Genomic DNA, 22782 nt, shown 5'->3' with positions numbered 1-22782 from the left:
TGATTTTACATTCAGATCAAGGATGGCAGTACCAGATGTACAATTACAGGGAACGTTTGAAAAAGAAAGGAATAAGACAAAGTATGTCCAGAAAAGGAAACTGTCTTGATAATTCTGTAATGGAAAATTTCTTTGGACTATTAAAATCAGAACTTTTATATTTGCAGGAGTTTGAATCTGTAGAGCATTTCAAGAAAGAACTAATAGAGTATCTTACTTGGTACAACGAAAAAAGAATTAAGGTTAAATTCAAAGGACTGACCCCTTTACAATTTAGGAATCAGTCCTTAAAATCAGCCTAGTTAAAGTGTCCAATTTCTTGGGTGCACTTCAAAGGACTACGGCGGCTTTATTTATCTACTCTTACACAGAAGTAATTATTTTTCCCTTTTCAATTCTTCTATAGATTTTTGTAATTCTTGAATTTGTAAAGAAAGACTTTTCAGTGTAACATCATGAGCTTTTTCTTCCACAGGGAACTGTTATCAGTCATAATTATTTATTTCTGTTTTCTTACAATCTCAATAAAATCTTTAGGTCCAATAACAGGAATTGTAGTATCCTTAAAATCATCTAGATTGCGGGTTACGATATAATCTATATCAGTTGCTTTTGCACATTCATTTTGCAGGGAATCTTCCAAATCAGAAAATGATTCATTGTCGAGAGCTGATAAAATTACATCTTTGTTTATATCTGCTACATCCAGAAGGGTGCAGAGATTTCGGATTTTCGTTCTGCATTCTTCAAGTGTAAATTCATAACGGCATCTTAGAATGTAAAAGAGATTTGAAACTGTGTGACCTGCGATTATTCCATCAACATCAGAGAAACAATGCTGAAAAATGATATTAGCGTCTTCGTAGAATTCTTCGCGTTTGCAAAGAAAATCTAAAACAATATTCGTATCAATTAAGGCCTTCATATTTCCTCATAATGATGTCGGCTACTTCATCCTGACCGTTTAAACTGAGAGGCTTTCCTTTTATAGGTTTAACCTCGGCGAGCAAGGCTTCATATGCGGCCTTTTTTTCAGCATTTATAGATGTTGCAGAAGGTTTTGAGGTTGTGAATTTCTGAAGGTAATTAACGATAGATGCAAGTTTATCATCTGGAATATAATCAATGAGACGTTTTGCTTGTGCTCTTGCAGGCATTCCTAACATAGTTACACCGCCATATAATTTGTATTTATAATATAACATGTTTTTTGACTTTTGTGTCAAATATTTTATATTGTAACACCCCGTGATTTTTGCTAAAATAACAAAAATCAAAAAGGGGTAACCAATGCTAACTGGTCGTCATTTAATTCAGCCGGATGATCTTTCGGTTTCAGAAATCGAAGAAATTTGTTCTTTGGCTGAGCAGATTATTGTTGATCCTAAATCATTTCAAGATGTGTGTCGCGGGAAAATTCTTGCGACACTTTTTTTTGAGCCAAGCACCAGAACAAGGCTCAGCTTTGAGGCGGCCATGCTGCGACTGGGCGGTTCGGTAGAAGGCTTTTCCGATGCCGACAACACTTCCACAGTAAAGGGCGAGACACTTGCCGACACAATCCGCGTAGTTTCAAGCTATGCCGATGTAATTGCAATGCGAACTCCAAAAGAGGGAGCGGCCCTGCTTGCAAGCAAATATTCAGCCTGCCCGATTATCAACGCGGGAGACGGCGGCCACTACCACCCGACCCAGACCCTTACAGACCTGGTAACAATCCGCCAGCTGCTGGGTGGCCTCGAAAATCACACAGTAGGCTTTTGTGGCGACCTTAAGTTTGGCCGCACCGTTCATTCTCTTGCCGAAGCCCTCCGCCATTTCAAGGGAAATAAATACATCTTTATAAGCCCAAAGGAGCTCAGCGTTCCGGACTACCTCATTACAAACGTTCTCGAGCCGGCCGGTGTTCAGTACGAAATTGTAGAAAGCCTCGACGCCGTAATCGACCAGCTCGACGTGCTTTACATGACCCGCGTTCAAAAGGAGCGCTTCTTCAACGAGCAGGATTACATCCGCCTTAAGGACAGCTACATTCTCGATTCTGAAAAAATGAAGCTTGCCCGCAAGAATATGATTGTCCTTCATCCGCTTCCACGTGTAAACGAAATTACACCGGAGGTAGATGAGGACCCAAGAGCTGCATATTTCAAACAGGTAAAATATGGTATGTACGCTAGAATGGCATTAATTGCTAAGCTTACAGGAGCAATTGAATAACTGGTGGTTTCGATACGATGCTTCGCATCACTCAACCACCGGTGGTTGAGCTTGTCGAAACCACATTGTATAAGGATGGAATAAAATGTTAAACGTAAACACAATAAAAAACGGACTTGTAATTGACCACATTCATGCCGGTTCGGGCTGGGAAATCTATCAGTGGCTTGGCCTGGACAAGGCACCATTTACATCCTGCCTGATTCAGAATGTGCATTCAGAAAAATCAGGAAAAAAAGATATCATAAAAATCGATAACATCATCAATATCGATTATTCAGTACTCGGCTTTATTGACCCGGATATCTGCGTAAACGTAATCGAAAACGAAAAAATCGTACGCAAAATCAATATGGAACTTCCTAGCCGCGTGCAGGGAGTTTTCAAGTGCAAGAACCCGCGCTGCATCACCCAGACCGAGCACTACGTAAAACCGACCTTCCTGCTTACAGACAAGGCAAAGGGCGTTTACCGCTGCGAGTACTGCGATACACTTTACCTGGCAGGAAGTGAGAGAAGATAATGTCATTCCCGTGCGATTAGTGTCATTCCCGTGCTTGACACGGGAATCTAAACAACACGGTGATGTCTGGATTGTCGGGTCAAGCCCGACAATGACATGTTAGTAAGGAGTCCTTATGAGCAAAATTACTTTAATTTATAACGCACGACTTTTAGACGAGAGTATGGACACCCCGGGGGCCGTACTTGTTATGGACGCAAAAATCCGCTCGGTTTTTCAGGGCTATTATACAAACTCAGAGACCCTGGAAAAAATGGCGCGCGCCGTGCTTACAGAAGACGGGCTTGAAGAAAAGTGCCCTATAGAACTCTTTAATGCTCACGGACTCACCCTTACCCCGGCCTTTATCGACATGCACGTGCATCTCCGTTATCCGGGACAAACACAGAAAGAAGACCTGAACTCCGGCCTTCACGCTGCGGCGGCCGGCGGCTACGGCACCATAGTAGCCATGCCTAACACGAACCCGGTTGTTTCCTCAATGGAAATGGCAATGAAGATAGAACGCGAAGCCGCCGCCATCGGGCTCACACATCTTTTTCAGACTGTAAGTATCAGCCGCGACTTTGGCGGCGAGGACACAAGCCATCTTGATTTTGTAGAAAAAAAATACGTACCGGTAATTACAGAAGACGGCCGCGACGTTCCAGCCTCAGCCGTTATGCTGGAGGGAATGACCAAGGCCGCAGAGAAGGGCATAATTGTAAGCTGCCACTCAGAAGATATGACTCTCGGTGCTCAGGCAAAGCCTTTCCGTGCCGAGGCTCTGGAAATTATGAAAGGGGTAGGGCTTTCTGCCTGGGGAACCGGTGACGAAGATTTTGACCCGGATGATGAAGAGAACGCCGAAGCCCTGGACCGCATAGACTTAGCCCTTACAAAGGCAAACGAGATTCTCGCCCTGGCCGAAGACGTAGCCACAGTAAGAAACATCATGCTTGCAAAACAGGCTGATTGCCACGTTCACATTGCACACGTAAGTACAGCGGTTTCCATCAACGCCGTACGCGAGGCAAAAAATGAGCTTTATGATGACGAAGCTGATTATAACGCAGACGAAGCAGATGCAGCTTATCAGGCATTTGAAGAGGGAGAAAAATATCAGCCGGTGCCAAATCCGCGCACAACAACAAACGGCGGTTTTGCAGTAAGCTGCGAAGTTACACCACATCACTTAGCCCTCTGCGGCACAGACGAGCCTTATATCCGGGCTCTGGTAAATCCGCCGCTCCGCAGCGAAGACGACCGCGTAGCACTTCTTGAAGCCCTCCGCGACGGCACCGTAGACGTAATTTCCACAGACCACGCACCACACACATTAGACGACAAGGCCGCAGGCGCTCCGGGCTTTACCGGCCTTGAAACAGCCTACGCCGTATGCAACTCGGTCCTTGTAAAAGACAATCAGTTTAATCCACGCCGCCTGAGCCAGCTCATGTCTGCCCAGCCGGCCCGCCTGCTCGGCCTGCAAAAAGGCATCCTTCGTCCCGGCTACGACGCCGACCTCACTCTTTTAGACCCAGACGAAGAATGGACCGTAGACAGCAGGCTCTTCTACAGCAAGGGCAAGGCCACCCCATTCGAAGGCCGCACCCTGGCAGGCAAAGTAAAATACCTCTTCATAGACGGCAGACTGGTGTTTGAGTCGTAATCATTTCGGGTCCAACTTTTTTTAATTTTTTACTTTATCCCCTGAAGACCTGCAATTGCCTCTGCTCTCTCGCCTGTTACACCCGCTGTAGCAGCAAATTCTTTCCAATGTGAAAGAGATGTACAAACTTCACTTACGACAGCCTTTGCCTCTGCATTTTTCAGTCCTGCGATTCTGGCACAGGTATCAAAGTCTGAGGCCGCTATATTTTTTCTCTTTCCATTTATTGACATCTGATGAGAACTGGTCCATGCGCCATCCGGATTGTAGGCAAAAGAAACATCGTAAGCCGGTGCCAGAGTCCATTTCCCGCTCTTGTCCATTAAAAAGGAAATATTTTTTACATGGTCATCACAATTACAGGCCGCCACATTAAATACCATACGGCGAAACATATCCAGTTTTTCGTGATGTCCAAGGCCCAGAGTATTTAATATAGTAAAACACTGTTCATAACTTGTAGTTCCTGCCGCATTAAAATCAAAATGACCAATTGCCGCCAGAGACTGCATATGAAGCTTTTTTCCTTCTGCAGTACGGTCAAAACGTTTTGTCATAAAATGATGGTTTTTGCCATCATTTAGCAGGCGGCAGTGCATCATGTTTATTCCGCAGTCAATTGCCATAAGGTAATAAGCATATTCAATCATTCCAAAATCAGCCAGATCTTCATCTTCTTTATCTTTATTACCGCTAACACCGCTGAACTTCATAAGCCAGTATTCAAAATCAGAATTTGTTTCTATCTGACCGGAACGAACTTCATTTGTTTTTGGATTCCAGGCAATAAGAGCTTTTGCTCTGGCACCGCCGGCAGAGGTTCCCATGCTTATTATATGTTTAAGGGATTCTGAAAGCCTTTTTTTATCACATTCTTCCAAAACAACTTTCAGATTTTTTCTATTGGAAAGCACCATTGAAGCCAGTTCGACCAGCTCCGAAACCTGTATCTGACTGGATTCTTCGACAAGGGAAGAAACTGCAGGTTCGTATTCCAGGGCTCCCATTCCGCGGGTGCCGGTATAGCAAAGTCTTTCCACTGCGTTAAAAGATTCCGGGAGACGTCCCTGTTTTGCCAGCCATACATTAATAAGTTCATTTCCAAATTTATCCGGCAAAGAATCTGAAAGAAGTCCGGGAAGACCATGAAAACTTTCATAAGAAAGAGAGGGAAAAGTGTACACTCCCTTTTTTAAGGGCATAACTATAGGCGAAACTTCAATTCCACTTGAAAGAAAAGATGAATCATATTCAAAGGCAGTAGATCTCTTTGTGTCATCAAGAGAGACTGCACCTATGACTGTTCCCCAAAGCTTTACAAGTGCTGTACTAATCATTCTTCATCTCCCCATTTAAAGCCGTAAGCAGGCTTCTGTTCTGCCACATGGCGATATCGCTGCCGTTTTTCCACTTTTGGTGATTTAATATACTCAAAAGGTGTTTTTTCCAGTGAAGGTAAAAGCAGTTCAAGTGAGTCTAAATGACCAAGGGCACGAAGGATTTTAACTACATTTAAGAACTGAATACTTTCGCCTTTTTCGGTTCTTTCTATTGTTCTTTTTGCTACTCCACTTTGCTTTGAAAGTTCTTCCTGTGTAAAACCGGAACGGATTCGGTTTGCTTTTATTCTTTCGCCGAATTCTTTTAAGAGCTGGTCATCTGTACAGTCTGCTTTCATGGTCATGATTAGAATCGTAACACAAGAAGAAAAATATGTCAAATTTATTATTCGCCAAATGTGATGAGATATAATATTAATATGGTGTAATTCGCCAAAAATTACGAAATATAAAAACTATACAGATAAAGGATAATACAAAAATCTGCATCCTTCATCGTAATCCGGAGCTGCATATTCAAAGAATTGTTTTTCATTTGTATTGGTAATTTCTTTGAACTTAAGGACATTTTTGTAATATTTCACAAGTTTTGGAGTATCAATTGCAAATACAAATAATGCCTTACAGGCTACTTTGTTGGAAACGTCTTGTACAATAGGAAGGATGAAGTTCCAGAAAATGTATTCACCGGTTTTGATAGAGGATTCAGGATTTGGATTTTTGAATCTTTCATCAACTGCAAAATGAGTTAATTCTATTGCAGGAATTAAAAATGAGTCTCCAATATCGTTATATGGTAAGGTTGCAGCTTTTAGTCCAAACCAAGCGGCTATTTGACCTGTTGATGAGTATCTTACTAAGTAGATTTTGTTTACATTTGAAGCTTGATGTTTCTTAGAAAATTTTTTTAAGTATGTTACTAACTGAGTTTCATCATGTTGAACTCTGAACATTTTCTGTTCATAGGAATTCAATTCATCTGACAATTGTTCAATATAAAAATCAAAGCCTTTCATTTCTTTTCAAACAATCCGTTTCTTACAGCTTCCTCAAATGCCCTCATGCGTTTTTCTAAGTCTGGATCTTTTTTAGGAGTCTTTGCACGCATAATCTGCATTATGGCTTTTTTCCCTTCTGGTCCACGAAAAACAATTCCAACTACATTTTGTTTATGCATATGCTGCCTCCTTTTTCTTCGATTTATATGTATAGTATGTTAAATAGTTTGAATTGTCAATGAAATTATATCTTGTGTCAGATTTGATATAAATAGCCGACTGTCAGACTCGAACTGACTACCTGCACGTTACGAGGGTGCTGCTCTACCGGGTGAGCTAAGTCGGCGGATATTCGGATTTTGTTAAGGATTAGAGTCCTGCGCTTCTTGCGCCGCCGCGGGTGTCTACGGTGCGCTTCATGTCGTTGATGTTGAGGACAATCATGTAGTTGTCGTAAACTTCAATCTTGCGGCGCTCTACGAACTTGTTGATTTCGTCGCGGGTAACTTCGGCGCTAAGGCCGGCCCAGTGCGCAACATCAGAAATGGTAACGTTAAAGCGGCGCTGTTTTTCGGCCTCGTTCATTACCGGATTCATCTCATCAAGAAGCATAAAAACATCTGCAATGCGGGCTGTCAAATCTTTAATAACAAGAATCTTAAAGCGGCGCTTCTGGTCGTAAATACGCTTACAGAAAAGCTTAAGAAGCAGCAGAGCCATCTGAGGGTTGCCGGTAATCAAAAGCTCAAAGTTTTCTTTATTGAATTCCAGACACTTTACATTGCCGGCCGCCATACAGGTAGCCGAGCGGGCAGAGTTGTCCAGAATAGCCATTTCACCAAAGAATTCACCAGGCTTAAGAACATCAAGATTCTTTTTGCTGCCGTTTACGCATTTTACAAGCTGAACACGGCCGCTCTGAATAAGATAGAAACTGTCGCCAGGCTCGTATTCAGCAATAATAACCTCGCCAGGCTCGTAGGTCTTGGCAAAACGCTCAAAAGCCGGCAGCTGGAAAAGCTTGAGGGAAGAAGAAGAGCCGTCATCATCATAATCAACAGGAGTGCCGCGGTTTACAGCCGCAAGCTTATCTGCACGCAGTTTGGCATCCTGATATTTTTTCTGTACATCAGCCATCTGAGGGCTGTTAGGGTAACGCTTCATGAACTTCATGTAAACGTCGCAGGCAGAACGGAACTGCTCTTCATCATAGAAACTTTTTGCTACTGCAAGCATACCAGACTGCTGATCAGCCTGAACATTGTTTAAGATAGATTCAGTCTTTTTATGAATCTGGCGCAGCTGATTAGAAAATACGCGGAGCATCTTCATAATCAGGGCTTTATTGTTACTAAAGAGGATTTCAAATTCCTGAATTGTAAGGGCAACGGCAACAGTAGGAACGAGGGCCGTAGCAGTTTCTTCGCGGCGGAAGTGACCAAGAGCAGACTTAACACCAAAAAACTCACCGCTTTTAACCTGCTCTGCAACCGGCTGTCCAGACTCAATATCAGTGCTGGTTAAAAGAACAGCTCCCTGCTGCATAATAAAAATGCGCTCGTCGTGGTCTCCCTCAAAATAGATGATAGACCCTTTTGTATATTGCATCGCTTTTGGCATACTTTTATACAACCCCTTTAAATACAGTATTCCTACTATCTCTATATTGTATCACACATTTAAAAAAAATGCTATTATAATCTTATGATAGATTTGCACGTTCATACCACCGCATCAGACGGCCAGTACAGCCCGGCCCAGATAATCGGGAAAGCAGCCGAAAAAAACTTAAAAGCCATTGCAATTACAGATCACGACACAGTAGCAGGGCTGGAAGAGGCAAAGGCAGCCGGCCGTGAGCTAGGCGTCACAGTTGTGCCCGGTATAGAACTCAACATCACTTTTCCAACCGGGGAGTTTCATCTTTTGGGCCTGGGGATAAAAACTCCCTTTCCATCCCTCATTAATATAGTTGAAAACGTAATCAAAAACCGAAACGACCGCAACGCCCAGATAATAGAAAAAATGAATCAGGACGGGGTGCCTCTCACAGTAGAAGAGCTTCAAGCTGATTTTCCGGGTACCGTAATAGGCCGCCCTCACTTTGCCGCAGAGCTGGTAAAGCACGGAGTTGTAAAAACAAGACAGCAAGCCTTTGACCAGTATCTTGCCCGCGGCCGCAAATGGTACGTACCAAGAGTCTGCACAAATCTGGACGAAGCAATAGTAGCCCTGAGAGAAAGCGGCGCCGTGCCGGTCGTAGCCCACCCAATGTCGCTATACCTTTCCTGGGGCCGCCTGCCAGACTTCCTCAAAGACTGCTACGAAAAAGGCGTAATGGGCATAGAAGCTTTTCACCCCGGCGCCCGCGTCACCGAATGCCTGCGCTTAGAAGAACTGGGCCGCAAAATCGGCTTTATCATCACAGCCGGCAGCGACTTCCACGGCGAAAAAATCCGCTCCGACCGAAGACTCGGCCACACCTGCGGCGGCAAGAAGATTGAAGATAAGTATTATTTCGAAGAGCTGCTGAAGGTTATGCAGTAACGGTCATCCCGAACTTGTTTCGGGATCTAATCCTTCTTACTTATATCCTCAAAGCTCAAGTCCATGGTATGTGCTGTGCCGCCAAAGTCTACGCGGATCTTTGCCCTCTGCTTGCGCTTGTCTACTTTTATAATGCTGCCTTCAATGCCCTTAAGGGGGCCTTCAATAACCACAATGCGGTCGTTTTCGTCAAAGCGCACAAGCGACTGCCCAATCTTAGGCCCCAGCCCCAGAAAATGCTGAATAATCTGCAGGTCCCGGTCACCCAAAGGCACAATATCAGTATTGCTGTTCAAAAAGTGATAAAAATCCGGAATCTTCTTCAGGGCCGCCAGCGTAAAAGAATCCACCTCACTGGTCGTCTGCATAATAATGTAAGAAGGAAACATAGGCTGCAGCTCCCGCAGAATCTTCCCCTGCCGCCTTATAGTAAGCTCCCGGGTGAGGTAAATAAAATTATGCTTTTGCGCCAGCTGCGGAGCAAGCTTTTTTACGTTATCAACAAAGATTTGCTCGCGGCCTGTGGCTACCTGGAGAATGTAGTACTGCATTGGAGATGATTATAACGAAATTGCCGGTGGTTGAGTAGCCCGCCAGAACGTCCCCCACGGTGGTTGAGTAGCCCGAAGGGCGTATCGAAACCACCTGTCCTTTCGGGCAGTCCCCCGGCAGCCGCATCTGCGTCTGCCGGGGTCGGCAGTTCCGCAATTCCCTTACGGTCAGCATCCTCGGCGGCGAAATCCGCCGCCTCCGGTTGCCTCGCGAGGTTGTTGAAACAACCTCGCTCGTTGCTACATTGCCTACTGCATTTTATTGTTATTGCAATAACTAAATAAACCGAATATAATATAAGAACTTTTCTTGAAAGCAAATCTTAAATAGGAGAAAATCAATGGCGAGTTTAAGAGATCTTGGTTATAGAATTATGTCACTTACTAAGAATAATGACACTCTCATGTCTGAATTATGCTCAAAATTAAATTTTTCTAGATTAGATTTAGACCGTTTGTTTTATGGTAAACTTTCTTTAACACCAGTACAGTTAAAAACTGTTGCTTCTACACTTTCAGTTCCAATTGAAGATTTAATAAATTATAAAAATCAAGATTCTTATAGAGATATAGTTCATTGCATGAGTTCTTTTAGTTCACAAGATAATTGTAATGAAATCTTAGATATTATCGATTCCTATGTAGATATAAAAGAGGCTCTTTGTTAGTTCTGTAGGAGTTGTAAGTGTTGGAATCAATAAACTCTCTTCCGCAGTCTGTAATAAATTCAATAAGTTTATTTATTACTCAAGAAAAAATACAATCAGAATATCTTCTAAGGGATGGTGTATTTTCGCTTTTAGATCAGTACTGCACAGTTTTGTATTATCCACAAGAAAAAGAAGATAACGATGGTTGTCATGTACGACGTTTAGTTAATGGTGAAGTAAAAAATTTTGTTTATATAAATACATATAAAATGGTAACAGTGATATAGATTCACAGAAAAGTTCACAGAAAAGTTCACAGAAAATACTCGAATTGATACAGGAAAATAGCAAAATAACTACGCAGGAAATGGCAGATTTACTTGAAATATCGCGTCGTGCTGTAGCTAAACAGATTGCACAGTTACAGGCAAGAGGGTGCATTCGACGTGTCGGTCCAGATAAAGGCGGGCATTGGGAACTGGTAGAATAACCTTATTCACAACAATTTTCTCCCTCCATTGCCTACTGCGTAGTTAAAATTGACATTTTTTATCCAGGATCTTATACTATAAGTACAATAAGCAAGGAGGATGATTTTTATGTTTTTTTCAAAAGTTGAAAAAAATGCCGAAAAGGTTACAGGCTTAACACTGACCCAGATAAAAGCAATCAGCCCAGAAAAATTCCGCTCTTATTTAGAAAAGAAAAATAAAAAGCCATTCTCTTTTACATCAGAATTTCCTGTTATCGGTCGAGGAAACGTTTTGAGAGATAGCCTCATTACCTCAAACGCTTTGAATGCCGAAATTGACAAAATTTTAAGGTAACTATGACAGAACAGGAAGTTTATGAGTTTTATAATAATACCGTTAAGGTAATTTATAGCGAAATCGAAGCCAAAAACAATACTCTACCGGTTGAACTTTTATTCGAAATAAACTCTGCCTTTGATCACTTAAAACGAATTCATATAGATAATGAATCAGAAGAGCTTCAGTCACAAAAAGCTTATTCTCATTTAAAGCGTGGTTGTCTGGATGCATTTAAGCTGAAACTTAAATACTTTAATGATGATGTTTCAAAAATTTATCGTAAAAAAGCTGATTTGCGAATTATAGATAATGGTCAGTATCTTGCAGATTTTATACAGGCAAAAGCCGAAATTTTCAAAATTGCAAAAGAAGCCAGATTAAACGAAGGAAAAATGGATACAGAACTGGCCTTGCAGGAATGGAGTCATGTTTCAGTTCTAATAGATTCTTTTGAAGATAAGTTCTTTAATCCTGAAAAACTCCATTGGGCAGAAAAGCAATCTTTCTTTCATTTTAATGCAAATTTCTGGCTTGGTGTCCTTGCTGGTATTATTAGCAGTGTAGTTGTAACGATTCTGTTCTCAATTCTATAGACTTTTCTTTAATTCGCACATGCGAAGAATAAAAATAACGAAAAATGTTATAATTATAACTGTACTTATTTGTCTTCGTTGAAAGTTGATAATGCTTCAAAAACAGCTTCTTCTACAGTTTTGCCATAACCGGTATGACGATATGGATTCATCGGATTCCCAGGTGTCCAGATTGCATAATCTGATTCAGCAGTGTAAACAATGTCTTCACGTAAATTGTCGTGTTTTGATTCAATCGTCAAATTCAAAAAACGGGAGTGTATTTGGAAAAAAATGTGAAATTCTTAACATTTGCATCAGGCCCGCCAGGTACGTACCTTACGGTGGTTGAGTGCCCGAAGGGCGTATCGAAACCACCCTGTCCACGACTCCCGTCATTCTGAACTTGTTTCAGAATCTAAGTCACTCCGACTCTGCTCGTTGCTCCATAGCCTGCTACGTGGACAAATAAACAAAATTTTCCCTCTATAATAATATTTTGTTATCTTCCAGCTAGAAAAATTACTTTTGTATTAATCTTTGTTAGGATTAGACAAACAGAATTATGAAATTAATTTGTAGTGTAATATCATAATTTCTGGGGGAGACGTAAATATGAAGAAATTAATTTTGGGGATAATTGGTTGCCTTTTCTTATTTGCAGGATGTAATCAATCAACAGGTGATGAAATAGATATTATTGTTGAAGAAGAAATAATTTCAGAGGTTGAAGAAGTTGCTCCTATAAATGCAGATGCTCCTGAACTTTTTGTGGGTCAAACAATGCTAATATCCCCCGATAGGTCTGGTGTAACTTTTACCTGTAATGCAGAATCAGTAGACGGTACAATAACTTATCAGTGGTATACAAGTTCAGATGGCAACGAAGAAAATAAAGTTGCTATCGAAGGTGCAACTGCTGCTACATATACAACAGAAGATTTTATAGAAAAAGAAATCCGTTATTATTTCTGCACAGTAACAAACACAATTCCAGATAACGGCGATTCAGGTGTCAAAACAAATTCTCATACTACAGCCTTTTATGCAGCTTATACAGGTTTGCCAACACTATATTTGAATACTGGAGATGTGCCAATAAGTGCAATAACGAGGGAAGAATATGTGCTAGGAACATTTAAGCTGATGGGAGAGGGGATTACTACAGTTGAATATACGTTTGAGAAAAATAAAGAAGGAATAAAGGGACGTGGAAACTCTAGCTGGAACATGCCCAAAAAAGGCTATAATATAAAGTTTGATAAAAAACAGAGCTTTTTCGGTTTACCGGAATCTAAAAAATGGTGCATAGTTGCAAATTATTCTGACAAAACACTGCTTCGAAATAAATATGCTTCAATTTTGGGAACAGAAATATTTAATGCAGAGTGGAATCCCATTTTTGTGAATGTCGATGTAGTTTTTAATGGTGAGTATCTTGGAAATTATACATTTTGCGAAAAGAATACTATTGGAAGCGGAAGAATTGATGTTCAGGATATTGCAGATGTTGAAGAAAAGTTAGCTGCTAATAAGGCAAATAAAGTAACAGATGCAAATAGTGATGGTGTAAAAGATCTTGAAGATGGTGGATTTGTTTTGGAAATAGATGCCCGCCACGATGCTGATTTCTGGTTTGATACAACTTTAGGTGTACCTGTAACGCTAAAAGATCCGGATGAAGTTTCAGATGATGTAAAAACAAGAATTCAAAGTGTTGTTCAAACAGCAGAAGATGTTTTATATGGCGACAAGTTTGAAGATTCAACTGAAGGCTGGCGTAAATATATTGATGAAGATTCTGTGATTGACTTGTATTTGATAAATGAATTTGCAAAAAATGTCGATGCTCCCTTTTTGTTATCTATGTATATGATTTATTCTCCTTTCGACTCAAAAATTCATTTTGGACCAAATTGGGATTTTGATATAGGGTTTGGTAATGTAAATTATACTAACGATGTAAATACAACTAGTTGTGAAAATCCTGAAGGTTGGTATGTGAAAATAGCTAAAATTGGCACTATTACAAATTGGATTTCACGTATGTTTGAAGATGAAGATTTTGTCGCAAACGTAAAATCCCGGTGGAATACGAAAAAATCAGACTTGTATACATCAATTAATACAGGCCTTCAGAATCTCGCAGATGTTAATGCAACCTCGGCAGAATATAATTATAAAAAGTGGCCAATTTTAGGAACTTATGTATGGCCTAATGCTGCGGGGTGTGAAACTCGAGCTACATATCAAAGTGAAGTTCAATATCTTATTGACTGGTGTAATCTGAGATATATGTGGCTTGATAATGCGATAAACTATTTTAACTAAATAATAATTTTCTTAAAACCTAATTGTTTTTACTATATAAATACTCTATAATATACGATACTGCTATATTGCAGCCTACAGCGGATGATTGAGGCGTATAACTTGTTTCGGCAGTATGCGTAGCACCATCCTTTTGCGCCTCTTCTGTTTCTTAAACGGAAAAAGTCCGCTTTTAGTATTATTTTAACTCTGTTTTTTTTGGAGGAATATTTTCATATGGGAGAAAAAAAATGTGCCCTGATTACGGGTATTACGGGGCAAGATGGGTCTTACCTTGCTGAATTATTACTTGAGAAAGGTTATGAAGTTCATGGTATTAAAAGACGCCAGAGTACAATTAATACAGAACGTATAGATCATATTAGAAATAATCCAGAATGGAGTAAGAGATTCTTTCTTCACTATGGTGATATGACAGACTCTAATAGTCTTCTTCGTCTTATTAATGAAATTAAACCTGATGAAGTTTACAATCTTGCAGCACAGTCACATGTTGCAATTTCATTTGAAGTGCCTGAGTATACTGCTGAATGTACAGGAACCGGTACTGTCCGCCTTTTGGACGCAATTTTGCAGAGTGGTTTGAAAACAAAATTCTATCAGGCTTCAACATCTGAACTTTTTGGTGGTTTACCAGAAACTGCACCTCAGAGTGAAAAGACTCCATTTTATCCTAAGAGTCCATATGGAGCTGCAAAACTATATTCATATTGGGTAACCGTAAACTACCGTGAATCATATGGAATGTTTGCATGTAATGGTATTTTGTTTAATCATGAAAGCCCGCGTCGTGGACGTAACTTCGTTACTCGTAAAATTACACATGAAGTTGCGCAGATTTATTTAGGAAAATCTGACAGACTTACTCTTGGTAATTTGAATGCAAAGCGTGACTGGGGATTTGCTGGTGATTATGTTGAGGGTATGTGGCGTATGCTTCAGCAGGATAAGCCTGGTGATTGGGTACTTGCTTCTGGAGAAACACATACAGTACGAGAGTTTGTTGAACTTGCATTTGCAGAAGTTGGAATTGAAATCCGTTGGGAAGGTTCTGGTATAGATGAAAAAGGAATAGATGCAAAAACTGGAAAAGTTCTTGTATCTGTAGATAAAAAATTCTTCAGACCAGCAGAAGTAGATCTTCTTTGGGGAAATCCTGCAAAAGCAGAAAAAGAACTTGGTTGGAAAGCTAAAGTAACTTTGAAAGAATTGGTTTCAATGATGATTAAATCTGATATTGCGGAGATTAAGAAGAATGGCTAATGAAGATTTTGCTTCTGATTTGCAAAATGTAAAAGATTTGAAGAGATTAATTCTTCAAGTTGGTCATGATACTCATGAAGGTCACATTCCTTCTGCTTTTTCAATTCTTGATATTCTTTATGTTTTATATCATGGAATATTGAATGTGGATCCAAAAAATCCATATAAAGAAGATAGGGACTATCTGATTGTTGGAAAAGGTCATGCTGCTGTTGGTATTTATGCAATTCTTGCAGATGCTGGTTTCTTTCCTAAAAGTGAGCTTTCAACATTTGCAAAATTTCATAGTATCTTAGGTGGACACCCAGATCGTAATAAAGTTCCTGGCGTAGAAGCTTCCACTGGTTCATTAGGACATGGCTTACCTATTGCCGTAGGAATGGCAATGGGGCTTAGTTACAAAAATGATACTCAACGTGTTTTTTGTATAATTGGCGATGGAGAAGCTAATGAAGGAAGTGTTTGGGAAGCTATAACTTTAGCAGGTCAGCATAAATTAAAAAATCTTACTTGTATTGTTGATTATAATCATTCTTTGGAACGTTCTATTGCATGGGGAGATTTGGAAGAAAAGTTCAGTGCATTTGGCTGGGAAACATGTTCTATAGATGGACATAATCATAAAGAATTGCGTGAAAAACTTTCTTCAAAGAATCATGAAAAACCATTTGCAATTATAGCAAATACAATTAAGGGTAAAGGCTGTCCTTCAATTGAAAACAATCCGGCCTGGCATCATCGCGCTCCAAATGATGAAGAATTAGAGATGTTGATTAAGGAACTGGAGGTGTAATTATGGGAATGAGACAGCAGTTTACAGAAACAATGCAATATCTTTCTGATAAAGATGAAAGAGTTATAACATTGCTCAATGATATTGGTGTATTTGCATTTAGAAATATTAAAGCAAAGTACCCAAACAGAATGCATAATTTAGGAATAATGGAGCAGGCTTCTATCGGTATTGCAGCTGGTCTTTCTCTTACGGGATATGTTCCTGTGTTTCATACTATTGCTCCATTTATTGTTGAGCGCGGTTATGAACAATTAAAAGATGATTTTGGATATCAAAATATTAATGGTAATTTTGTTACAGTGGGTGCCTCGTATGATTACAGTGGCCTTGGTATGACACATTACTGTCCAGGTGATGTTGGTGCTCTTATGCAGATTCCAAATATGCAAATTACAGTTCCTGGAACTGCAAAAGAATTTGATACACTCCTAAAAACTCAATATGACAATGGAAGCCCAACTTACTATAGACTTAGTGAATTTTCTAATGAAAATGATAATGATGTGGAATTTGGAAAGGCTATTGTTATTAAGAAGGGGAACATGGGAACTGTAATTGCTGTTGGCCCTATTCTCGATATTTGTATAAAAGCTGTTGCCGGTTTAGATGTGACTCTATTGTATTACACAACAGTTCGTCCTTTTGACAGCGATACTCTTCGTACAACAACAAGTACTAAAAAAATTCTTCTTTGTGAACCATATTACTATGGAGCATTAACTAATGAAGTTTTAAAAACTTTTGAGGGACATGCTGTACAAATTGATTTTGCAGGTGTAGGTCATGAAGTTCCAAAAACTTATGGTTCAAAAACTGAGATTGATGAAGTATATGGTTTGACAGCGGAAGGAATAAAGCAGAAAGCGAATTTATTGTTCAAATAAATATTAAGGATTAAAAATTTATGGATAATACTATTATTGAAAATGATATCTTAGAAATTTGGGATAGACTTGACGTATCAGAAATTGAAGAAAAATCGATTACACTTACAGGTGGTACTGGACTTATAGGTACATATTTTTTGTTTTTATTTAAGAGGTTTAATGAAGTTTCTGAAAATAAAGTTACAGTAAATCTTATTGTTCATAATAATTTGCCAGAACATCTTTCTGAGTTTGAAAGTTATTCTTGGGTTAACATAATACGTGGAGATCTTTCTGATGTTTCATTTTGTGAAGCATTACCAGAGGTTGACTATGTAATTCATGCAGCTGGCTATGGACAGCCTGGAAGATTTCTTGATAATAAAACAAAAACAATACGTATGAATACAATTACAACAGATGTTTTACTATCCAGATTAAAAAAGAATGGTAAAGCTTTGTTTGTAAGTTCTTCTGAAATCTATAGCGGTTCAGATGCTATACCTTATAAAGAAACAGATTATGGTTGTACTACACCTCAACATCCAAGAGCTTGTTATATAGAAGGTAAAAGATGTGGTGAAGCAATTTGCGCAGCATATAGAGAAAATGGTGTAAATGTAAAAGTTGCACGTGTTTCACTCGCTTATGGACCTGGTGTTCGTGCTGATGATAAGAGAGTTTTGTATAATTTTATTCAAAAAGGAAAAGCCGGTAAAATTGAATTGCAGGATTCTGGTGTAGCAAAAAGAACTTATTGCTATGTTTCAGATACTGTTGAAATCCTATGGGATATTTTAATAAAAGGAAATGACTTTGTTTATAATGTAGGTGGTGAATCTCATACCACAATTTATGAACTTGCAAAACTTGTTGGTGAAAAAATGGGAGCAGTCGTTTCAGCTCCTAAAGATGATAACGGCTTGAAAGGTGCTCCTACAGATGTATTTACAAATATGGAAAAAGCAAAAACAGAATTTAATAAATCTAATTTTGTTTCTTTAGATGTAGGTATTGAAAGAACTATAAACTGGTATAAAGCTGTTATTAAATAATAATTATGGAAAAGAATGGAAAAATTTATATTGCAGGGCATACTGGAATGGTTGGGTCTGCAATTGTTCGTAGGTTAAAAGCAGACGGATATAACAATCTTGTATTAAGAACTCATGCGGAGCTCGATTTAACTAATCAATCTGCAGTTAATTCGTTTTTTAAAAAGGAAAAGCCTGAATATGTGATAATTGCTGCGGCACGTGTTGGTGGAATTAGAGAGAATAATACTTATCCTGCAGAGTTTATTTATACAAATGCAATGATAAATATGAACATTATCAATGCAGCTCATAATAATTCATGCAAGAAATTAATGGCATTAGGAAGTTCCTGTATTTATCCAAAAATGGCTGATCAACCAATTAAGGAATCTTCATTGTTGACAGGATTTCTTGAGCCAACAAATGAAGCATATTCAATAGGAAAAATTGCTGCAATTGAAATGTGTAAATTTTACAAAAAGCAGTATGGTGATAATTTTATAAGCTGTATGCCAACTAATATATATGGTATAAATGATGATTTTTCTGAAAATGGTTCACATGTAATACCGGCACTTATAAGAAAATTTCATAGTGCCAAAGAAAACAATCTTGATGAAGTTGTAGCTTGGGGAACAGGGAGCCCTCTTCGTGAATTCTTATATGTAGATGATGCAGCAGATGCAATTGTTTTTCTTATGAATAATTATGATGGCAATGAGCATGTAAATATTGGGACTGGTGAAGAAATTACAATTAAAGAACTTACTGAAAAAATTAAAGACTTTACACATTATACCGGGAGACTTGTCTTTGATGTTTCAAAACCAGATGGAACTCCTCGGAAATTTGTAGATAGTTCTTTTATTCATTCTTTGGGGTGGAAACACAAAATAAGTCTTGATGAAGGTTTAAGAACTACCATTGAAAATTATTTAACTTTTGTATTGTCTTAAAATATTGGAGAAAAAAATGAATAAAATAGGTGTAGGCTATGCTTCGGTAACTGAACTTGAAAAAAAATATGTAATGGATGCTTTGGAATCACAGAGACTTTCGCAAGGAAAATATGTTGCACTATTTGAAAAAAAATTTTCTGCTATGCATGGAAATAAATATGGTGTAATGAATAACAGCGGAACAAACGCACTTCATATTGCTTTTGAAGCTTTAAAAGAAGTTGATAATTGGGATGAGTCTACAGAAGTACTTGTTCCCGCAATTACTTTTATTGCGACTTCAAATGCTGTAATTCATTCTGGTCTTAAAGTTGTTTTTGTTGACGTAGATCCAATTACTTATAACATGAATCCGAATGAGATTGAAAAACATATTACTAGGAATACAAAATGTATTGTTCCTGTGCATGCATTTGGTATGCCTTGTGATATGAGAAAAATCACGGAAATTGCAAAAAAGCATAATCTTCGAATTGTTGAAGATTGTGCTGAATCTCATTTTGCAAAAATTGGTGAAAAACCAATTGGAAGTTTTAGTGATATATCAGCTTTTTCAACTTATGTTGCTCATACTATTACAACTGGAGTTGGTGGAATTTCTTGCACAAATGATGTCCATCTGGCTGAAATAATGCGTTCATTGGTAGCCCACGGGCGTGCTTGTACTTGTGAAGTGTGTGTAGCTTCTGATGGAAAAAATGTTTGTCCTAAACGAATGAAGACTGATCTGGATAGACGCTTTACTTTTGAACGTTTGGGGTTTAGTTATCGAGTTGGTGAACTTGAAGGTGCTTTAGGACTTGCACAAATTGAACGAAAAGACGAGATTATGAATGCAAGACATAAGAATGCAGAAATCTTGACAGAACTTCTTACACCTTATGAGGATAAACTACAATTACCAAGAGAACCAGAGGGGGTTACGCATACATATATGATGTATCCAATCCTTATAAAAAAGGATTCTTGTATTGAAAGAAAAGATTTTATTCAATTCCTTGAAAAAGCAAATATTGAAACAAGACCAATGTTACCTTTATTAAATCAACCAATCTATAAAAAGATTTTTGGTGAACATTTTGAAGATAATTATCCTGTTGCAAAGTTTATAAACAGTAATGGTTTCTATATTGGTTGTCACCATGGTATGACAGAAGAAGATTTGAAATATATAGCAGAGAATATAAATGCATATTTAAGCAATTGATTATTATTTATGAATAATGAATCTTTACAAATAAAAAAATCAAGAAGTGAAAATGTCATTCACAATAGTGCTTGGGCTTTATTTAACTTCTTAGTAACAGGATTTTTAAGTTTAATAACACGAAAAGTATTTGTACAATTTCTTCAAGTTGAATATTTAGGGTTAAATGGGCTTTTTTCAAATGTTTTGGGCTGGTTTTCTCTTGCTGAATTGGGTATCGCAAGTGTAATTAGTTATAATCTTTATAAAGAACTTGGCAATAATAATATTGATGAGATCAATGTATTAATGTCAATTTACAAAGTTATTTATGCAGTAATAGGTTGTGCTATTACAAGTATTGGCGCAATTTTATTACTGTTTCTTCCTATATTAATAAAAGATAATGAGGTTTCACTTGGTTATTCTAGAATTATATATCTAATACAACTAACAGGTAATGTCAGTTCATATTTTTTGGCTTATCGAAGAACGTTATTTATATGCGATCAAAAAGAATATACATGTATTAGAATTGATATAATAGTTGCTTTCATTGCGGCATTACTGAGAATAACAGTTATTATTATATTTCATAGTTTTGTATTATATTCTTTTGTAACATTACTACAAAATATTGTAGCAAATTGTGTTATTTATATTGTATGTAAACGAAGGTATAGTTATTTAAAGAGTGTAAAAATCAGTAAAAAAGAAATTACAGATAGAAATATATTTAAGGATGTAAAAAATTTACTAGTTCAAAAGATTTCACTTCTTGTTTATACTAATACTGATAATATAATTATAACTAAACTTTTAGGTCTAAAAACAACTGGAGTTGTAGCGAATTATGTGCTTGTGACTACTGCAATTCAACAGTTAATGTATTCTTGTTTAAAAGGTGTTGTTCCTAGTGTAGGAAATTTAGTTCATACTGAGAGCAAAGAAAGGGTTTTATCTGTATATAATAAGTTAGATATTTTTTATTTTATTTTTGGGTCTGTAGTTGCATGTGATATTATAGTTTGTATGCAGCCTTTCATTCAATTATTTTTTGGAGAGAATTATCTGTTGCCTTTTGGTTATGTTATTGGAATTGCTATAGATAAACATATAGGAATGCAGTTTGAAAATGCCTATAATTTTCGTTCAGCTTTAGGTAAGTTTGAGCAAGATAGAAAGTGGTGGGTATTTTCTGCAGTGGCTAACATAGTTTTTTCAGTTTTACTTGTAAAGTATTTTGGCATTGTTGGTATTATTACCGGGACTATTGTGGCATTTGTGTTTATTGCATTTGGTAGAATTCAATTTGTATTTAAGAATATTTTAACGAATGCTTCTGTGTCAAAGTATTTTCTTAAGCATTTTTTATGGACATTACTATTTTGTCTTCAAATGATACTGGTTGTTTATGTGATGTCTAAATTACCAAAAGAATCATGGATGTGGTTATTTATTCGTTTCATAATTGCATCGTTCTGTATGTTATTTATGCAAATTGTCACATTCTTACCAAGTAAGGATTTTAAGAGTTTAATCGTTTATGTAAAAGAGAGCGTAAATAAAACAATACTAGGGAGAAGAAAATGATTGTTATAAGTATGGGGGGGGGATTAGGTAATCAAATGTTTGAGTATGCTTTTTATACTCAACTAAAACATTTATATCCTAAATCGGAAATTAAAGTAGATACGAAATATGCCTTCCCATATAGCCACAATGGAATTGAAGTATTCAAGATTTTTGGACTTAATCCTCCTGAAGCAAATTGGAAAGAAGTTCATTCTCTTGTAAAAACATATCCTATAGAAGGTAATAAAGCTCATTTTATAAAATTTTTTTTATATAGAATTTTGAGAAAGGCAAATTTAGTAGAAAGAGAACCTACTTCATTTTGTAAACAAAAAGACTTTACAGAATTTTATAATTCATTTTTTGAATTACCTCAAAATAAATCTTTTTATTTATACGGACCTTTTGTAAATTATAATTATTTTGCGGCAATTCATAATGAAATAATGGACTTATATACATTTCCTGAAATAACGGATGTAACTAACATAGAATACAAAAGAAAGATAGAGAGTTCTCATTCTATATCAATTCATATCCGTAGGGGGGATTATATAACAGAAGGTGTACCGCTTGTCCCTGATGCATATTATAGGGAAGCATTAGTGTATATAAATAAAAAAATAGAAGATCCTCATTTTTTTGTTTTTACTGATGACAAGGATTATTGTAAAAGTTTATTCTCTGATAATCAAAATTTTACAATAGTTGAAGGTAATACGGGAGCAAATAGTTTCAGAGATATGCAATTAATGTCTTTATGTAAGCATAATATAATAGCTAATAGTACATTTAGTTTTTGGGGGGCATTTCTGAATAAAAATTCAGAAAAAATAGTAATTGCACCAAATATTGCATTTAAGGATTGTTCGTGCCCATATATATGTCCCGATTGGATAATACTTTAA

General features: G+C 37.7%; 28 protein-coding genes and 1 tRNA gene. 19 read left to right on the top strand and 10 right to left on the bottom strand.

Going from position 1 to position 22782, the window contains the following annotated elements:
- Positions 1 to 302, top strand: a 302-nt coding sequence (locus G626_RS0109910; protein WP_027727106.1) for an IS3 family transposase, incomplete at its 5' end; no start/stop codon positions are given.
- Between the two features lie 197 nt (positions 303 to 499).
- On the opposite strand, the gene G626_RS0109905 is transcribed toward G626_RS0109910, so the two are convergent.
- Both G626_RS0109905 and G626_RS0109900 read right to left on the bottom strand, forming a co-directional pair.
- Positions 500 to 925 carry a type II toxin-antitoxin system VapC family toxin gene (locus G626_RS0109905; RefSeq protein ID WP_022932630.1) on the bottom strand — a complete coding sequence of 142 codons (426 nt, stop codon included), beginning with the start codon at positions 923 to 925 and terminating at the stop codon, positions 500 to 502.
- Complete coding sequence (locus tag G626_RS0109900) at positions 909 to 1166, bottom strand: hypothetical protein (RefSeq protein WP_022932629.1); 258 nt, start codon at positions 1164 to 1166, stop codon at positions 909 to 911. Before G626_RS0109900 ends, G626_RS0109905 begins: the two co-directional genes overlap by 17 nt.
- A 124-nt stretch (positions 1167 to 1290) precedes the next feature.
- Between G626_RS0109900 and pyrB the strand changes: the two genes are divergently transcribed.
- From pyrB to G626_RS0109885, 3 genes are all read left to right on the top strand, one after another.
- Positions 1291 to 2217 carry an aspartate carbamoyltransferase gene (gene pyrB, locus G626_RS0109895; RefSeq protein ID WP_022932628.1) on the top strand — a complete coding sequence of 309 codons (927 nt, stop codon included), beginning with the start codon at positions 1291 to 1293 and terminating at the stop codon, positions 2215 to 2217.
- Between the two features lie 85 nt (positions 2218 to 2302).
- Positions 2303 to 2740: an aspartate carbamoyltransferase regulatory subunit gene (locus tag G626_RS0109890; protein WP_022932627.1), complete on the top strand. Its 438-nt coding sequence runs from the start codon at positions 2303 to 2305 to the stop codon at positions 2738 to 2740.
- 115 nt (positions 2741 to 2855) lie between these two features.
- The gene (locus G626_RS0109885) at positions 2856 to 4391 is read left to right on the top strand and encodes a dihydroorotase (protein ID WP_022932626.1); all 1536 of its coding nucleotides are present in this window, start codon (positions 2856 to 2858) and stop codon (positions 4389 to 4391) included.
- A gap of 29 nt (positions 4392 to 4420) precedes the next feature.
- On the opposite strand, the gene G626_RS0109880 is transcribed toward G626_RS0109885, so the two are convergent.
- The 6 genes from G626_RS0109880 to G626_RS17935 all read right to left on the bottom strand — a co-directional run bounded on the left by G626_RS0109880 (position 4421) and on the right by G626_RS17935 (position 8349).
- The gene (locus tag G626_RS0109880; RefSeq protein ID WP_022932625.1) at positions 4421 to 5728 is read right to left on the bottom strand and encodes a type II toxin-antitoxin system HipA family toxin; all 1308 of its coding nucleotides are present in this window, start codon (positions 5726 to 5728) and stop codon (positions 4421 to 4423) included.
- The gene (locus G626_RS16145; protein ID WP_022932624.1) at positions 5725 to 6075 is read right to left on the bottom strand and encodes a helix-turn-helix domain-containing protein; all 351 of its coding nucleotides are present in this window, start codon (positions 6073 to 6075) and stop codon (positions 5725 to 5727) included. Before G626_RS16145 ends, G626_RS0109880 begins: the two co-directional genes overlap by 4 nt.
- Positions 6076 to 6186: 111 nt before the next feature.
- Positions 6187 to 6717, bottom strand: a complete 531-nt coding sequence (locus G626_RS0109870) for a hypothetical protein (protein WP_156003286.1) — start codon at positions 6715 to 6717, stop codon at positions 6187 to 6189.
- A gap of 26 nt (positions 6718 to 6743) precedes the next feature.
- On the bottom strand, positions 6744 to 6908 hold the full coding sequence (locus tag G626_RS18115; protein ID WP_022932622.1) for a hypothetical protein: 165 nt from the start codon (positions 6906 to 6908) through the stop codon (positions 6744 to 6746).
- A gap of 94 nt (positions 6909 to 7002) precedes the next feature.
- A tRNA-Thr gene (locus G626_RS0109860) sits at positions 7003 to 7075 on the bottom strand.
- A 23-nt stretch (positions 7076 to 7098) separates the two neighbouring features.
- Positions 7099 to 8349, bottom strand: coding sequence for a Crp/Fnr family transcriptional regulator (locus G626_RS17935; RefSeq protein ID WP_022932621.1), 1251 nt, complete (start codon positions 8347 to 8349; stop codon positions 7099 to 7101).
- Positions 8350 to 8433: 84 nt separating this feature from the next.
- Between G626_RS17935 and G626_RS0109850 the strand changes: the two genes are divergently transcribed.
- Positions 8434 to 9276: a PHP domain-containing protein gene (locus G626_RS0109850; protein ID WP_022932620.1), complete on the top strand. Its 843-nt coding sequence runs from the start codon at positions 8434 to 8436 to the stop codon at positions 9274 to 9276.
- 26 nt (positions 9277 to 9302) lie between these two features.
- On the opposite strand, the gene loaP is transcribed toward G626_RS0109850, so the two are convergent.
- Positions 9303 to 9827: an antiterminator LoaP gene (gene loaP / locus G626_RS0109845; RefSeq protein WP_022932619.1), complete on the bottom strand. Its 525-nt coding sequence runs from the start codon at positions 9825 to 9827 to the stop codon at positions 9303 to 9305.
- Positions 9828 to 10168: 341 nt separating this feature from the next.
- Between loaP and G626_RS0109840 the strand changes: the two genes are divergently transcribed.
- The 5 genes from G626_RS0109840 (at position 10169) to G626_RS0109820 (ending at position 11882) form a co-directional block, all read left to right on the top strand.
- The gene (locus G626_RS0109840; protein ID WP_022932618.1) at positions 10169 to 10495 is read left to right on the top strand and encodes a hypothetical protein; all 327 of its coding nucleotides are present in this window, start codon (positions 10169 to 10171) and stop codon (positions 10493 to 10495) included.
- A 17-nt stretch (positions 10496 to 10512) separates the two neighbouring features.
- Positions 10513 to 10764, top strand: a complete 252-nt coding sequence (locus tag G626_RS0109835; protein WP_022932617.1) for a hypothetical protein — start codon at positions 10513 to 10515, stop codon at positions 10762 to 10764.
- Entirely contained in the window at positions 10761 to 10967 is a 207-nt protein-coding gene (locus G626_RS18385) for an HTH domain-containing protein (RefSeq protein WP_081647522.1), read from the top strand. Before G626_RS0109835 ends, G626_RS18385 begins: the two co-directional genes overlap by 4 nt.
- Before the next feature lie 109 nt (positions 10968 to 11076).
- Entirely contained in the window at positions 11077 to 11304 is a 228-nt protein-coding gene (locus G626_RS0109825; protein ID WP_022932615.1) for a hypothetical protein, read from the top strand.
- A gap of 2 nt (positions 11305 to 11306) precedes the next feature.
- Entirely contained in the window at positions 11307 to 11882 is a 576-nt protein-coding gene (locus G626_RS0109820) for a hypothetical protein (RefSeq protein ID WP_022932614.1), read from the top strand.
- A gap of 65 nt (positions 11883 to 11947) precedes the next feature.
- On the opposite strand, the gene G626_RS0109815 is transcribed toward G626_RS0109820, so the two are convergent.
- On the bottom strand, positions 11948 to 12130 hold the full coding sequence (locus tag G626_RS0109815; protein ID WP_027727104.1) for a hypothetical protein: 183 nt from the start codon (positions 12128 to 12130) through the stop codon (positions 11948 to 11950).
- 346 nt (positions 12131 to 12476) lie between these two features.
- Between G626_RS0109815 and G626_RS0109810 the strand changes: the two genes are divergently transcribed.
- The 9 genes from G626_RS0109810 (at position 12477) to G626_RS0109770 (ending at position 22782) form a co-directional block, all read left to right on the top strand.
- Entirely contained in the window at positions 12477 to 14192 is a 1716-nt protein-coding gene (locus G626_RS0109810) for a CotH kinase family protein (RefSeq protein ID WP_022932613.1), read from the top strand.
- A 216-nt stretch (positions 14193 to 14408) separates the two neighbouring features.
- Positions 14409 to 15455, top strand: coding sequence for a GDP-mannose 4,6-dehydratase (gene gmd / locus G626_RS0109805; RefSeq protein WP_022932612.1), 1047 nt, complete (start codon positions 14409 to 14411; stop codon positions 15453 to 15455).
- Positions 15448 to 16248, top strand: a complete 801-nt coding sequence (locus G626_RS16140; RefSeq protein ID WP_022932611.1) for a transketolase — start codon at positions 15448 to 15450, stop codon at positions 16246 to 16248. The genes gmd and G626_RS16140 overlap by 8 nt, the downstream gene beginning before the upstream one ends.
- Positions 16249 to 16250: 2 nt before the next feature.
- Positions 16251 to 17135, top strand: coding sequence for a transketolase family protein (locus G626_RS0109795; protein WP_051142221.1), 885 nt, complete (start codon positions 16251 to 16253; stop codon positions 17133 to 17135).
- A 20-nt stretch (positions 17136 to 17155) separates the two neighbouring features.
- Positions 17156 to 18172: an NAD-dependent epimerase/dehydratase family protein gene (locus G626_RS17525; RefSeq protein ID WP_022932610.1), complete on the top strand. Its 1017-nt coding sequence runs from the start codon at positions 17156 to 17158 to the stop codon at positions 18170 to 18172.
- A 5-nt stretch (positions 18173 to 18177) separates the two neighbouring features.
- Positions 18178 to 19110: a GDP-L-fucose synthase family protein gene (locus G626_RS0109785; RefSeq protein WP_022932609.1), complete on the top strand. Its 933-nt coding sequence runs from the start codon at positions 18178 to 18180 to the stop codon at positions 19108 to 19110.
- Positions 19111 to 19126: 16 nt separating this feature from the next.
- Complete coding sequence (locus G626_RS0109780) at positions 19127 to 20320, top strand: DegT/DnrJ/EryC1/StrS family aminotransferase (RefSeq protein WP_022932608.1); 1194 nt, start codon at positions 19127 to 19129, stop codon at positions 20318 to 20320.
- A 9-nt stretch (positions 20321 to 20329) separates the two neighbouring features.
- Entirely contained in the window at positions 20330 to 21892 is a 1563-nt protein-coding gene (locus G626_RS0109775; RefSeq protein ID WP_022932607.1) for a lipopolysaccharide biosynthesis protein, read from the top strand.
- On the top strand, positions 21889 to 22782 hold the full coding sequence (locus tag G626_RS0109770) for an alpha-1,2-fucosyltransferase (RefSeq protein ID WP_022932606.1): 894 nt from the start codon (positions 21889 to 21891) through the stop codon (positions 22780 to 22782). The genes G626_RS0109775 and G626_RS0109770 overlap by 4 nt, the downstream gene beginning before the upstream one ends.

Origin of the sequence: Treponema bryantii NK4A124, from assembly GCF_000421345.1 — a bacterium.
GTDB lineage: Bacteria > Spirochaetota > Spirochaetia > Treponematales > Treponemataceae > Treponema_D > Treponema_D bryantii_B.
This window is presented reverse-complemented; position numbering and strand designations above follow the sequence as displayed.